Raw genomic sequence first — 13,580 nt, 5'->3', positions numbered from 1 at the left:
CTTAAATTTAGTTGTAATACTCTTTGATTATCCTGCCCAGCGCGTCTTTGTCGATACTTTCATATATCTCGATATGCTCGCTGATGCGCTCTAGCTGCGTTTTCATGCCCGCCAAAAACGTTCCGACCTCGGCGTATGCCTCTTGCAGTAGCTCCTCGGCCTCAGCCGCACTTGGCGTAAATGTATGCCCCATGCCGTACTCAAAAACCATGTTTTGCGCGATCTCACGGGCCTTTTGGATGTCGGCGTTAGAGTTTGAAAAGGTATCGTCTTTGACCATCTTTAGCGCACTCATGCCAGCCAAACAGACCTTGATACGCGCAAACATCTGCGAGCGCGACTCTATCTCTCGCTCAGGGCGCATAAACTGCTCCTCAACGAGCGAAATTTTTTCAAATTCTATCCCAAACCAATACGCAGCCAAAGCCTTTGCGCCCTGATATAGCGCCTGAATGCGCTTTTCCTCGTCGTTGTAGCTTAAAATCCTTCTTTTACCGAGCAAGACTTTGTTTAAAACGCTTTCAAAATCGCTAAATTCGATTATCTCGCCGCCGCGTCTTAGCGCGTTTATCGCAGCTTCATTTACCAGCGTAGAAAGCGCCGCCCCGCTAAAACCGACGCTGATACGCGCTACGTCCTGCGCCTCTACGCTAGTGTTTTTGTCTTTTAGATAGGATTTTAAAATCTCGACCCTATCGGTAAAATCGGGCATAGAAAGGAAAATGCGTCTATCAAATCGCCCCGAGCGTAGCAACGCCTCGTCTATCATCTCGATGCGGTTGGTCGCGGCGATCACGATGACGCCGGAGTTATCCTCAAAGCCGTCCATTTCAGTCAGCAGCTGATTTAGCGTAGCCTCGCGCTCGTCGTTTCGGTTACCGCCGCGCACCTTGCCCACAGCGTCGATCTCGTCGATAAAGATGATGGATGGTGCATAGGCTTTAGCTTTTAAAAACAGCTCATGCACGCGTTTTGCACCCATACCGACGTAAATTTGCACGAAACTCGCGCCGCTTTGATAAAAAAACGGCACTCCCGCCTCGCCCGCAACGGCCTTTGCCACCAGCGTTTTACCCACGCCAGGAGGCCCGACCATCAGCACGCCTTTTGGCATTTTGATGCCGAATTTTTTATATTTCGTCGGATTTTTTAGAAAATCCACGATCTCGCTTAACTCAAATTTGACCTCTTTTATGCCTGCCACGTCGTCAAATTTGACGTTTGAGATAGCAGGGGCTACCGAGCTAGCGGCGATATTGTCGTATTCGTAGACGTTTGCTTTTTGATTTTCGTTTTGTGCGGCGAGTTTTTGCTTTTTAAACCTCGCATAAATAGCAAGCCCCGCAAAACAGATAACAAGTAGCGCCAGCACGGCTAAAATTTCATCCAGTACTGGCGTCTCTTTTTTTAGATCGACGGGTACTTTTTGCACCAGAGCGCGCATATCTACGCCGTCTTTTACGATGATATATTTGTTACCGCCTTTTGTCGTGAGCTCTAGCTCGCCGCCGTTTACGGTCGCGCTTGCGATCATATCGCCTTCTAGCAGCTTTTCGTAGCTTTCGTACATTATGCTTTTGGGCTGACTTCTACCTACCGCAACGGCTAGCAAAACCGCCAAAATAGCCGTCAAAATCATGATAATCTTTTGTTTATTTAGCTTAAATTTGTGCATAGTCGCCCTCGCTTTTTACTTCAAATTTATCTATGACCGCCCACTCTTTTAAAATTTGCTTATCCGTTTTAATTTTTACTTTATTATAAAACTGATCGAAACCTTCGTAAAATTCGCCGTTTAGCTGCTCGACGAGCACGTTTAGGCTTCCGCCCTTTTTGGCGTGCTCTTGCCTAAATTTAAAATTATTTTCCGCTACGATTTGCTTTAAAATTTTAAGTCTAGCCTTCGCCACGTCGCCACTAACGTCCATTTTCATATCCGCCGAGTGCGTACCACTTCGCGGCGAATAAGCAAAGCAGTGCAAATGCGTGAGCGGAAATTTTTTAAAATTTACCAGCGCCTCGCTCCAAATTTCCTCGCTCTCGCCCGGATGCCCCACGATGTAGTCGGTTCCTAGTGCAAAGCCCATCTGGCTAAGCTCTAAAAACAGCTCCAAGTCCCTAAAGGCTTGATTTCGCCGCCGCATGATACGCAGCATCGCCTCGCTCGTGTGCTGAAGCGCGATGTGCAGGTGCCGCTCCAGCCAGCTCTCGCGCAAGATCTCGCGAAAGCTCTCATCTATCTGGCTGGGCTCTATGCTACCGAGCCTTATGCGCTTTATGCCGCCTATTTTACCGAGCCTGCCTAGCAAGCGACCTAGGCTTGAGCCAGTATCCTTGCCGTAGCTGCCGATGTTCGTGCCCGTTAGTACTAGCTCGTTGTAACCGTTGTAGGCTAAAATTTTAGCCTCTTTTAAAATCGCCTCCTCATCCATACTGCGCGCCTTGCCGCGAACGGCAGGGATGATGCAGTAGCTGCAGGCAAAGTCGCAGCCCTCTTGGATTTTGATAAAGGCTTTGGTGTGATTTTCGTAGTTGGTTACGATATTTTTGTCGATACTTTTTAAATTTCCAAGCTCGAAAAACGGGTCTTGCGACTTTAGTAGTGCATTTATATCCTCTTTTTTACTAGCGCCTATGACGCCGAAAACCGCGCTTTTGTTAAACAGCTCTTTGCCCTTACTCACCGCGCCGCAGCCCGTTAGTATCACTCTAGCGCCGCGTTTTTTTATGCCGTTTATGTAGCTACGCGCGCCGCTATCGGCGGAGTTTGTGACCGTGCAGGAGTTTACCACTACGATGTCGGCTTCGTTTTCGTCGCTAACGATATCGTAGTCTTTGACGTAGCTTTTCATCAGCTCGGTGTCGTAGATGTTCGTGCGGCAGCCGAATGTTTTAAAAAACACCTTCTCTCGGCGCGACTCTTGCTGGGTCAAATTTGAGTTAGACTTCATGCTTCTCCTCGCCGCCTTCGCCCATCGGCTTTGACTCGCCTGCTTTTACGCGCCTATCCATATATAAGGTCTGTGTCGGATAGGCTATCACGATGTCGTCGTGGCTAGCTATGGCTTCCATTATTTCGGCACTTATCGTGCTTCGCAAAGATAGCGTGGCGAAGGTATTTGCCATATACCAGACAGAAATTTTCACGCCGTGAGGCTCGATAAAGGTAAATACGCGCGGCTCGACGTTCGGGTTTTTTATGCTGTATTGGTTTCGCAGCTTGCTCATTTGTTTTTTGGCGATCTCAGTGTAGCCTTTGGAGTATTTTCGCGCGATATCTTTGATGATATGAGCGGCTTTTTTGTGGTTAGAATCAAAACTGCAAACGACGTCGATGCCGTCCCAGACGGTTTTCATGCCGTGGTGCGAGTAGTTTGCGATAAGATCGGTGAAGATATAATTATTTGGCACAAATATAATGCGCCCGGCTCTGCGATTTGAGTTTACCGTGACGATCGTGACGTCCTCGTAAATAGTCATCCTAAGCAGCGAGATATCGATGATATCGCCCACGACGTCCTCTCCGTCCTTGCGCACCTTGATGCGGTCGCCGACGTGAAAGCTACCGCCAAAAACGATGACCGTCCAACCGAGCATACTCATAAACATATCTTTCATGGCAATCGCAATACCCGCAGACGCAAAGCCCAGCACCGTAACGAGATAGGTTACGTTTTCGATATAGGCAAAAAGCAGAATCATGATGATGAGCGTGATGTTTACGAGATTTATAAATTTATTCGCCGTGTAGAGGCGCTCATTGTCGGTGATCGTCTTTTTGATGATAAATTTGAACAAAAAGGAAAGTCCGATAACGACGACGATAAATATACCGATATCTAGCGCCTTTTTCATCTGCGCTTTGATATCCTCGCTGGTGCGGTTTATCGCCTCGTTTACGCGCTTTTCATACACGCCGTAGGTGGTCTTTGCGATGTCGGCCGCGGCGTTAAATTCCGCTAGCTCCTGCCTAGCCTCGGCAAGCTCGGCTTGAAAGCGCGCATCGTCGCTCAAATTTACGATCTGAGTTAAAATTTGCTCTTTTCTAGCTAGCTCGTCGGTCGTCTTAGAAAGCCCGTCTAGTCGGCGTTTATACTCGTCTTTTTCGCTTTTTAGCTGCTTTATGTGCGAAAAGCCAGAGATCACGGCGACGGGATTGGTTATCTTTTGTAAAATTTCTACCTCGGGAGCCGTTATCATGCTAGAAAACGGCGCTTTTTGAAACTCTCTTAAAAGCTCGATCTGCTCTTTTAGCGTGCTTTGTTTTTTTTGTAGCTCGAGTACTTTTTCGGTATTTTTTGCTTGCTTTTTTATCGCTGCTTCGATTTCGTCGAGCTCCGCGCTTAGTTTTTGAAAGGTGTTATAGTTTGAGTAGCGAGTCGCCCAGATGTTATCGGCTAACTCGTCCTCGATAAACGACAAAGACGCGTTTAGCTCGGATAGCTGAGCTTCTTTTGTTGCGTTAAATTCACTAGGTATATCATCAAGCGCATGGGCAAAGATCGCAAAAAATAAAATAAATAAAATTTTTATCATTCAAACTCTCTTAAAACATCCATCACGAGCTCTCGCGGCACGTCTTTTCGTATCTCGTAGTCTCCGATACCTCGCGGCAGGATAAATTTGATCGCGGAGTTTTCCGCCTTTTTATCGAGGAAAAACGCCTCGTAAAAGCTACTTGTGTTTGGCACCTTGTAGCTTATCGGTAGGTCAAATTTAACTAGCAGCTCCGCCACGCGCGCCTTTTGCTCCTCGCTCATGAGGCCTAGCTTCACCGCTAGCGCGTTAGCCATGTTCACCCCGATCGCCACAGCCTCGCCGTGTAGATATTTTTTATAGTTCGTTTCGTTTTCTATCACGTGAGCAAAGGTGTGACCGTAGTTTAGCACCGCGCGCACGCCCTTTTCGCGCTCGTCGGCTTCTACGGCGGCGGCTTTTATCTGCACGCAGCGGTAGATCAAATTTTGCAAATTCGCCTCATCCGTCAAATTTGCGCCCTCCATCCACGAAAATAGATTTTCGTCAAAGGTTACGGCCATCTTTGCAACCTCTGCAAGTCCCGCTGCAAATTCGCGCTTTTCAAGCGTCTTTAAAAACCCTGTCTCGCAATAAACGGCGCTAGGTTGATAAAACGAGCCGATCAGATTTTTGCCGAATTTGTTATTTACGCCCGTTTTTCCGCCTACGCTCGCGTCCACTTGCGCTAGCAGAGTAGTCGGGATGTTTATAAATTTGATCCCGCGCTCGAAAATGCTCGCCGCAAAGCCAGCCATATCGCTAACCACGCCGCCGCCAAGCGCGATGATCACGCTGCTGCGATCAAGGCGGCTGACGAAAAGCTGCTCTAAGATCGCCTCTATCGTTTGCATATTTTTATACTCTTCGCCGTCGGGGACGCTGATGATAAATTTTTGCGGACAGTCTATGCGAGAGAGTAAATTTTGCAGATAAAGCCCGCCTACCTTTGCGTTGGTCACGATAGCGACTTTAGCATCAAATTTAAGCTCTTTGAGCTCGTTTATGTAGACGCCGTAGCCTGGCTTGCCGTCAAATTTTATATCTATTTTCATCTTATTCTCCGCTTTTATTTTATCCAAAATAGCCTAATTTATCGGTATAAAAATCTGATAGTTGTCGCTAAGGCGCGCGTATAGGCGGTTCATATCGTTTGAAAACGCCGCAAATGCGTCTTTTTTGCTGATCTTTTTCGTAAAAGGCACGAACTGGAGCAAATTTCGCTCTTTTTTTAGCTTTAAGATCGGATTTGAGTTTTTATCCTCGACTACCTCGATCTTGCGTCCGAAAATCTTAGCCAAACTGTCAAAATGCTCCTCCGCGCCCTCGCCGCCGCTAAGCGCGCCGAAGTGATATAGCGAGATTTGCGTATCTAGCTGCGCACAGCAGTCCATAATGACGGCTGATTGGTTTTCTATCTCGTCGCCAAAACCGCTACTTAATATCACGCCTTTCTTTATCTCGTCCACGTCGCCTCGGCCGATAGTAGTTACCGGCCTTTTAAGCTCAAAAAGCATCCTTTTATGAGCCGAGAAAAATTTATTATCGGTTACTATTAACCCGACGTCGTTTTTAAATACGTCGTCTTTTATCTGTTCTACGCCGCGGCCGAAAAAATCAAACGTTACCGCAACCCTCTCGTCTCCGACCGATTTTAGCCTCTCGTAGGCTAAATTTAACGTCGGATTTACGACCTTGACGTAGAGGCGTTTGCTATTTAGCTTTTCGTGCAGTTTTAAGCTCTGTTCTAGCAGTCGCAAACAAGCCTCTTCGCCCATAGCGCGCATATCTAAAAACAGATAAGTGTTATGCCCAAAAGGGCTTGGAAACTGCCCAGTTTCTTTTTTAACGCTTCTAAATACGCTTAAAAGTACGCTAGGCTCGCCTACGATGAGTAAAACGTCGTTTGGCAGGATCATTAAATTTGGCTTTGCGATCATAAAATTTGAGCCCCTATAAACCATCGCAATGCGCCATTTTTTCTGCGTTATGGAGCTGATATGGCGGTACATAAACGAGCTTCCTACGGGTACTTTGACCTCCATTATCTCGCCTTGTCCAAGCCCTACGTTATCGGCTACTACGGGGATATCTGGCAAATAATCCATGAGCCTGGCAGTCACGATACCTCGCCCGTCTAAAACCGTTAGGTGCGAGTCGTCCTCCAGCCCGCCTAGCCCCCAAAGATCAAGCATCAAAATTTCCGTTTTTTTGCTGATTTGACGCAGATTGTTATAGACGCTAACCGTCTCAAAGCCGTCTTTTAGCATTATCATAAACTGGCTAAAATAGCCGCTAACTACCTGCTTAAGACGGTCAAAACTCGTCGGATCAAAGCGGTAAAAGGTAAAATTTTCTAAATTTTCCCCTCCTAAAATCTCCTCGTCCATAGCGATAACCGTGTAGTGATGAGCGTTATTTCGCGCTACGAATAGTCTTTCTAAGAAATATTTAGCTACAATGCCGTCTGCAACTATCAAGATATTTTTCATTAAAACTCCAAATTTAAAGGGACTATTATATCAAAATGACTTTTAGTATAGATAAAACGGACGGTGCGGCGCGCGCGGGCACGCTAACGACCGCCCACTCGACGATAAAAACGCCCGTGTTTATGCCAGTTGGCACCGTCGGCGCTGTAAAAAGCCTAGACGCCGTGGATATGATGCAGATTTTAGACGCCCAAATCATCCTAGGCAACACCTATCACCTCTACTTGCGCCCCGGCAGCAAGGTCGTAAAGCAGCTGGGCGGCCTGCACGGTTTTACTAAATTTAACCGCTCGTTTTTGACCGATAGCGGCGGATTCCAGGCCTTTTCTCTGAGCAAGATCTCAAAGCCGGACGAAAACGGTATCAAATTTAAAAGCCATATAGACGGCAGCGCGCACTATTTCACGCCGCGCTCGGTGCTAGATACCCAGTACGACCTAAACTCCGACATCATGATGATACTAGACGACCTAGTCGCGCTTCCTGCCGAAAAAAAGCGCGTGGAGCTAAGTATCAAACGCACGATAAAATGGGCGCGCGAGGCGATAGATTATCATAAATTTAAGCAAGACAAAGGCGAAGGGCTCACGCAAAATATATTCGGCATAATCCAAGGCGGCACGGACGAGGCGGCGCGTAAATTTTGCGCCGAGGCGCTGTGCGAGATGCCCTTTGACGGGCTTGCTATCGGCGGTCTTAGCGTAGGCGAAAGCAACCAAGAGATGTACGACACCGTGCAGGCCGTGATGCCCTACATCGACGCGGCGCGTCCGCGCTATCTCATGGGCGTAGGCACCCCCGAAGACCTCGTAGAAAACGTGGCTCGCGGCGTGGATATGTTTGACTGCGTGATGCCGACGCGAAACGCTCGTAACGGCACGCTATTTACGAGTTTTGGTAAGATAAATATAAAATCCGCAAGATTTGCAACCGACCGCGCTCCGATAGATCCCGAGTGCGACTGCTACGCGTGCCAAAACTACTCGCGCGCATACCTTAGCCACCTCTACCGCGCCGGCGAGCTAACGTTTTTCCGACTAGCGAGCTTGCACAACTTGCACTATTATCTAAATTTGATGAAGCAAATGAGAGAAGCGATAACGGCGGGCGAATTTGAAAAATTTAGGCGAAATTTCTACACCAAACGCGGTAAAGACGCGCCAAGTATATAAGGCAAAACAATGAGCGAGCGCGATATCTCGGGTTACTTCTACGATGAGGAGTGCGAGTACGTCTATCTAGTGACGGACGGTGGCGAGCAAAACTACAAATTTATCTTTAAAGACGACAAAATTTACGCCCAGGACGGTAGCAATAGCGGCGTACAGGAGTTTATACGCGTAGTAAAAAAGATAACGAGCGAGTTTCGCGCCAAGATCGCCGAGCACTCCGCCCAGCTTGAAAGCTACGAGAAAATCTACGCGGGCAAGAGGGATTTTACTAAATTTATCAAAAAGCACGCGATCTTAAAATACGAAATACGTAAATTTCAAAATAAAATTTCACACTTTTACGAGGCTCTGGCGATCTGTCAAAACGAAAGGCCCGAGCTTAAAAAACAGCTCAAAAACTACGTATACGAAGCCGGTGTGCTAAAAAACGCAGCCTGCGAAAATGCCGCTAGGATAGACGATATCTACGCGCATATCCAAAGCCTAAAAAACGACAAAATCAACCGAAACATCTATATACTGACGCTGCTTTCGGCGCTATTTTTGCCGCTAAATTTTATCACGGGATTTTTTGGGATGAATACGAACGGGATGTTTTTAAACGGCTTTCAAAACGGCACGGCTATCGTCGCTGGATCCATGCTTGCTCTTTTTGCGACGCTAGCGGGACTGTTTTATTTTCTAGGCAAACGACGCGAGTAAATTTGTAAGGTAATTTAGCAGTTAGCTAAATTTAGCTCACCGTCAAATTTAGCTAGCTGCAAATTTAAACCCCAAAATCAGGCGCGCGGCCTAGCCAAATTTACTCCACCCGCCCAGCCGCAGCTTTATAGATACCGATTTCGTCTTGCAAAATTTTATATTTTTGAGCTAGCGCACTGATCCTGCCTTCAAGTAGCGAATTTTGCGCCTCTAGATAGTTTTTCAACTCGGTTTTACCGTAGTCGTATTTGAGCTTATATATGTCGCTGATAGAGCTTAAATTTCGCAAATTTTCGTTTAAATTTCGCAAAACCGCCTCGTCTTTTTGCAGGTTTTTGTAGCCAGCGTCGATCTCGTTTAGCGCGGTTGTTAGCGTCTGCGCGTAGTTTAGCTTCATCGTTTCAAACTCAAGCTCGGAGATTTTTAGCTTTGATTTGAGCTTGGAGTAGTTTAAAAACGGCAAATTTATCGCGATATTGCCGCTTAAAAAATTTAGCTTCAGCCCCTCGCTAGCGCTATCTCCGCTACCGCTAAGACCCGCGCCTACCGTGATGCTTGGGTAGAAGTTCTTTTCGCTAACCTTGACCCCCAAAAGCGCCTCTTTTATGCGCGAGATTGCGGCTTGCAAATCAGGACGCGCGCCGATAACGTAAAGCGGCACGTTTAAATTTACGCCCTGCGGCTGGATATCGCTCAAATTTCCGCTCAAATTTAAATCAAACTCGGGCCTAACGTTTAGCAGATTTCTTAGCGTTTTTTCCGCCGTGTCAAGGCTCTTGCTCGCGTTTAAAATTCTATTTTTAGCCGAGATTACCGAGCTTTTTATTTGCTTTAGGCTTAGCTCCTCTTCTTTGCCGAGCTCAAATTTAGCCTTTATGATGGCTTCTAGCTCTTCGTAATTTTTTAGCGTTTTTTCATATAGATTTATGCTCTCTTTTTGATATTTCGCTTCAAAATACGCATCTGCGATAGAGTTAATGAGTGCGAGTCTAGCGGCCTGCAGGTCGTATTTCGTCGCGTTTGCCTCCCACATGGCGGCGTCTGCGGAGTTTGCGAGCTTGCGCCACAGATCGATCTCGTAGCTTAGCGAGATGCCGCTTTTGTAGCTTTCGCTCCAGCTGCCGCCCGTTTTTATATTTTTACCGGTTTCTGCGCCCAAATTTGCGTTAAAGCTAGGCACGAGATCGGCCTGCAAGACGCCTGCTTGCGCTAGGGCTTTATTTACCGCGATGGCTGATTTTGCCAGATCTATATTATTTTTTAGCGCGAGGCCGATTAGCTCGTTTAGGCGCGCTTCGCCGTAGCCCGTCCACCACTCGCGGTTTATTTTTATATCGGCGCTTGCGTCCTCTTTTAGCAAAATTTGCTCGTAGTTTTCGTTTATCTGCGTTGCTGCACAGCCGCCGAGCAAAAAGGCGGCTAGGATTATGGAGATTTTTTTCATTTTATTCCCTTGTTAGAGCGTCGATCGGATTTAGCTTTGAGGCGCTGCGAGCAGGCATGTAGCCAAATATTACGCCTATCGCGCTAGAAACGACGAGCGCGACCACGATAGAGGTCTGTGAAAATATCATCTTTATATCGGGCGCGAAATTTTCTGCTAGATAGCCGATACCAAATGCCGATCCGACGCCGATTAGCCCGCCGATCAGACACAGTAGCACAGCCTCGATCAAAAACTGCTCCAGGATATTTCCCTGACGCGCGCCGATCGCCATCCTGATGCCGATCTCTTTAGTGCGCTCGGTCACTGAAACTAGCATGATGTTCATCACGCCGATACCGCCCACTAGCAGAGAGATAAAGGCGATACAAGAGATCAGCAGCGTCATCGTCTTGGTTGCCTCCTCTATCGTTACTTTTATGCTATCAGAATTTCTTGTTTTAAAGTCCTTTTTGCCGTGCTTTGCGGTCAAAATTTCAGTTATGCTCTGCTCGGCGATTTGGGCATTTACATTGTCTTTTACCTTTGCTGTGATCGAGCTTATGTGCTTGTCGCCAGTTAGTTTATTGATGATTGCCGTGTAGGTCGTATAGACCTTTAATGTACTGCCATCATCAAAGCCCTTTTCTTTCTTTTGCAAGACGCCAATTATCTTAAATGGACGGCGGTTAATAAGTAGCGTCTCTCCAACCGGGTCGGCGTTTTTGAAAAATTCATCCTTCGTTGCTTGGTCGATGATCGCAACAGAAGCTGAGTCCTTCACATCATCAGCGGTAAATTCGCGTCCAGCCTCCATCTTGTAGCCCATGACATCAAGGCTATCTTCGCTGCCGCCTCTGACGGTCGCACTGGCGGATTTATTTCGATACGTCAAAGTCGCGGCGGTCGAGGCGTTTGGCGTGACGCTATCGAGATAATCTTGCTTTGAAAGTAGCGTCGCGTCGCTGATCGTTAGAGCCTTGATGCGCTCTGATCTGTCGCCAAAACCCTTGCCGTTGTAGATGTCGATCGTATTTGTGCCGATGCCGCGGATATCGGAGAGGATCTGCTCTTGTGAGCCCTTTCCAAGAGCGACTACGCAGATGACGGAGGTGATGCCGATGATGATGCCAAGCATTGTTAGCACCGAGCGCAGTTTGTGGCTAAGGATCGCGTTTATCGACATTTTAAAGCTCTCGATAAACTGATCTTTATAAAAGCTAAAGATATTTTTTTGCTTCGGCGACGGTTTTTCGGAGGCGAAAATTTCCTCGCTTTTTACCGTATCGCTCAAAATTTTACCGTCTTTTATCTCGATGACGCGATTGGCGTATGCAGCGATATTTGGGTCGTGCGTGACGATGATGATGGTGTGGCCTTGCTTGTGCAAATTTGTTAAAATTTCCATCACCATGAGGCCGCTTTTGCTATCTAGCGCACCCGTCGGCTCGTCTGCGAGGATGATCTCGCCGCCGTTTATGAGCGCTCTAGCGATCGAGACTCGCTGCTGCTGTCCGCCGCTAAGTTTGCTAGGCAGATTTTGTAGCTTTTCGCCAAGACCGAGCCCTTCTAAAAGTTCGCCGGCCTTTTTCTCGCGATCTTTTTTAGAAACGCCGGCATATACGCTAGGTAGCGCTACGTTTTGCAGCGTAGATAGCGTAGATAAAAGGTTATAGCGCTGAAAGATAAAGCCGAATTTTTCCCTACGCAAACGCGCTAGCTCGTCGCCTTCAAATTTAGATATGTCGCGCTCTTCTAGCAGATACTGCCCGCCGCTTGGATTATCCAGGCAGCCAAGGATGTTCATGAGCGTAGATTTTCCCGAGCCGCTCTGCCCGATGATAGCGATAAACTCGCCCTTTTTTATGGTTAAATTTACGTCTTTTAGCGCGTCAAACACGTTATCGCCGAGTTTAAATTTCTTACTTAAATTTTTAAGTTCTATCAAATTTTTCAAGATGCTACCTTAAAAGCCCATTTTTCTTTTCTCTTTTTCAAGCATTTCGCTGATCTCAGCCGCCGAATTTCGCTTCGTCACGACTTCCTCGCCTTCCTCTACTCCGCTTAAAATTTGAGTTTTTAGGCTATCTATTAGTCCCGTCTGTACCTCTCTTCGCTCAGCCGTATCTAGCCCGTCTTTACCTTTTTTTAATACGTAAACCACGCTTTTGCCGTCCTCTTTTTTGATAGCGATCGATGGTACGATGATCGCGTCTTTTACGCTATCTAGGATGATGGTATTTTGCGTGGTCATGCCGATCCTTAGCGTGCCGTCAGGATTATCTACAACGGCCTTAGCGTAGTAGTAGATCGCCGAGCTGCTGGAGCTTGAGGCGGTCGAGCCTGAGCTTGTAGTCGTGGTGTATTTGCCGTTGCTTAGCGTGGTGAGGCCCGGGTCGATCGAGCTAATACGGGCGTAAAATTTACGATTTGGCTCGGAGAGTATCGAGTATTCGACTTTCGAGCCGACCTTGATTTTAGTTATGTCGCCCTCGGCGATCTCCATTTTTAGCTGAACTTTGCTTAAATCGGCAATATTTACGATAGTTGGCGTAGTTTGGTTTGAGTTTACGGTTTGACCTTCCTCAACCTGCACGGAGACCACGACACCGCCTTTTGGAGCTGTGATTTTGGTATAGCCAAGGTCGATCTGGGCGGTGTTTAGAGAGATTTTAGCCTGCGCGATTTGCGCTTCGATCTCTTTTAGCGAGGCTTCGTTTGCGGCTAGGGTATTTTTTGCGTTTTCAAACTCCTCTTTTGAGGTTGCGTTTTTAGCAAAAAGCTCTTGCTCGCGCTTAAATTTGGTCTTTGATATCTCAAGTGCGACTTTGGCTGAATTTAACTTCGCTTCGTAAATCCCAAGCTGCGCTTTTTTGGTATCTACGTTATTTTGCTGGGTCGCCGAGTCGATTTCAGCTATCATGTCGCCGGCTTTTACGACGTCTCCTAATTTGACGTAGAGTTTTTTGATCTGGCCGCCTACCTGCGCGCCCACGTCGATTAGCTCGGTAGCGTAGATCTCGCCGTTGCTTTCGATGCTTTTTACGAGCTCGCCGCGAACGGCTTTTGAGGTTATAAACTGATCGCCTTGCGGGACGTTAAAATTTTTATCGTAAAAATAGTAACCGACCCCAGCCAGCACGGCTAAAACCGCGATAAATTTGATAAATTTTTTCATTATTTCTCGCTTTTTTAAATTTAACGCGAGATTATATACAAAAACCCGTTAAGGCGATGTTAAGTAATTCAATTAAATTTTATTTTTCTTTAATGCGA

At 47.0% G+C, this 13,580-nt stretch carries 10 protein-coding genes; 2 read left to right on the top strand and 8 right to left on the bottom strand.

Annotated elements, in window-relative coordinates:
* Window positions 1–7 precede the first annotated feature (7 nt).
* The 5 genes from Q0386_RS02185 to Q0386_RS02165 are packed head-to-tail and all read right to left on the bottom strand — an operon-like array spanning window position 8 to window position 7,007.
* Window positions 8–1,675: an ATP-dependent metallopeptidase FtsH/Yme1/Tma family protein gene (locus Q0386_RS02185; protein WP_299026416.1), complete on the bottom strand. Its 1,668-nt coding sequence runs from the start codon at window positions 1,673–1,675 to the stop codon at window positions 8–10.
* Window positions 1,662–2,951 carry a tRNA (N(6)-L-threonylcarbamoyladenosine(37)-C(2))-methylthiotransferase MtaB gene (gene mtaB / locus Q0386_RS02180; protein ID WP_299026413.1) on the bottom strand — a complete coding sequence of 430 codons (1,290 nt, stop codon included), beginning with the start codon at window positions 2,949–2,951 and terminating at the stop codon, window positions 1,662–1,664. The genes Q0386_RS02185 and mtaB overlap by 14 nt, the downstream gene beginning before the upstream one ends.
* Window positions 2,941–4,536 (bottom strand): mechanosensitive ion channel domain-containing protein, encoded by a 1,596-nt coding sequence (locus Q0386_RS02175; RefSeq protein ID WP_299026410.1) that lies wholly within the window; start codon window positions 4,534–4,536, stop codon window positions 2,941–2,943. Before Q0386_RS02175 ends, mtaB begins: the two co-directional genes overlap by 11 nt.
* The gene (gene aroB / locus Q0386_RS02170) at window positions 4,533–5,570 is read right to left on the bottom strand and encodes a 3-dehydroquinate synthase (protein ID WP_299026407.1); all 1,038 of its coding nucleotides are present in this window, start codon (window positions 5,568–5,570) and stop codon (window positions 4,533–4,535) included. The genes Q0386_RS02175 and aroB overlap by 4 nt, the downstream gene beginning before the upstream one ends.
* Window positions 5,571–5,603: 33 nt before the next feature.
* Window positions 5,604–7,007 (bottom strand): COG3400 family protein, encoded by a 1,404-nt coding sequence (locus tag Q0386_RS02165; protein ID WP_299026404.1) that lies wholly within the window; start codon window positions 7,005–7,007, stop codon window positions 5,604–5,606.
* 35 nt (window positions 7,008–7,042) lie between these two features.
* On the opposite strand from Q0386_RS02165, the gene tgt reads away from it, so the two are divergent.
* Both tgt and Q0386_RS02155 read left to right on the top strand, forming a co-directional pair.
* Window positions 7,043–8,179, top strand: a complete 1,137-nt coding sequence (tgt, locus tag Q0386_RS02160) for a tRNA guanosine(34) transglycosylase Tgt (protein ID WP_299026403.1) — start codon at window positions 7,043–7,045, stop codon at window positions 8,177–8,179.
* A 9-nt stretch (window positions 8,180–8,188) separates the two neighbouring features.
* Window positions 8,189–8,881 (top strand): CorA family divalent cation transporter, encoded by a 693-nt coding sequence (locus tag Q0386_RS02155; RefSeq protein ID WP_299026401.1) that lies wholly within the window; start codon window positions 8,189–8,191, stop codon window positions 8,879–8,881.
* Between the two features lie 100 nt (window positions 8,882–8,981).
* Here the strand turns inward: Q0386_RS02155 and Q0386_RS02150 are convergent, their stop codons facing one another.
* The 3 genes from Q0386_RS02150 to Q0386_RS02140 are packed head-to-tail and all read right to left on the bottom strand — an operon-like array spanning window position 8,982 to window position 13,482.
* Window positions 8,982–10,325: a TolC family protein gene (locus Q0386_RS02150; protein ID WP_299026399.1), complete on the bottom strand. Its 1,344-nt coding sequence runs from the start codon at window positions 10,323–10,325 to the stop codon at window positions 8,982–8,984.
* 1 nt (window position 10,326) lies between these two features.
* Window positions 10,327–12,252 carry a MacB family efflux pump subunit gene (locus Q0386_RS02145; protein ID WP_299026565.1) on the bottom strand — a complete coding sequence of 642 codons (1,926 nt, stop codon included), beginning with the start codon at window positions 12,250–12,252 and terminating at the stop codon, window positions 10,327–10,329.
* Window positions 12,253–12,270: 18 nt separating this feature from the next.
* Window positions 12,271–13,482: an efflux RND transporter periplasmic adaptor subunit gene (locus Q0386_RS02140; RefSeq protein ID WP_299026397.1), complete on the bottom strand. Its 1,212-nt coding sequence runs from the start codon at window positions 13,480–13,482 to the stop codon at window positions 12,271–12,273.
* Window positions 13,483–13,580: the final 98 nt, after the last annotated feature.

The organism is uncultured Campylobacter sp. (assembly GCF_938045625.1).
Lineage (GTDB): Bacteria > Campylobacterota > Campylobacteria > Campylobacterales > Campylobacteraceae > Campylobacter_A.
The sequence above is the reverse complement of the archived record's forward strand: the minus strand, read 5'-3'. Positions and strand labels throughout refer to the sequence as shown.

Bases quoted from the DNA above. Each gene is read 5' to 3' on its own strand.
- Q0386_RS02185 (WP_299026416.1), bottom strand. From the start codon at position 1,675: ATGCACAAATTTAAGCTAAATAAACAAAAGATTATCATGATTTTGACG.
- tgt (WP_299026403.1), top strand. From the start codon at position 7,043: ATGACTTTTAGTATAGATAAAACGGACGGTGCGGCGCGCGCGGGCACG.
- Q0386_RS02140 (WP_299026397.1), bottom strand. From the start codon at position 13,482: ATGAAAAAATTTATCAAATTTATCGCGGTTTTAGCCGTGCTGGCTGGG.
- Q0386_RS02155 (WP_299026401.1), top strand. From the start codon at position 8,189: ATGAGCGAGCGCGATATCTCGGGTTACTTCTACGATGAGGAGTGCGAG.
- Q0386_RS02175 (WP_299026410.1), bottom strand. From the start codon at position 4,536: ATGATAAAAATTTTATTTATTTTATTTTTTGCGATCTTTGCCCATGCG.
- Q0386_RS02165 (WP_299026404.1), bottom strand. From the start codon at position 7,007: ATGAAAAATATCTTGATAGTTGCAGACGGCATTGTAGCTAAATATTTC.
- aroB (WP_299026407.1), bottom strand. From the start codon at position 5,570: ATGAAAATAGATATAAAATTTGACGGCAAGCCAGGCTACGGCGTCTAC.
- Q0386_RS02150 (WP_299026399.1), bottom strand. From the start codon at position 10,325: ATGAAAAAAATCTCCATAATCCTAGCCGCCTTTTTGCTCGGCGGCTGT.
- mtaB (WP_299026413.1), bottom strand. From the start codon at position 2,951: ATGAAGTCTAACTCAAATTTGACCCAGCAAGAGTCGCGCCGAGAGAAG.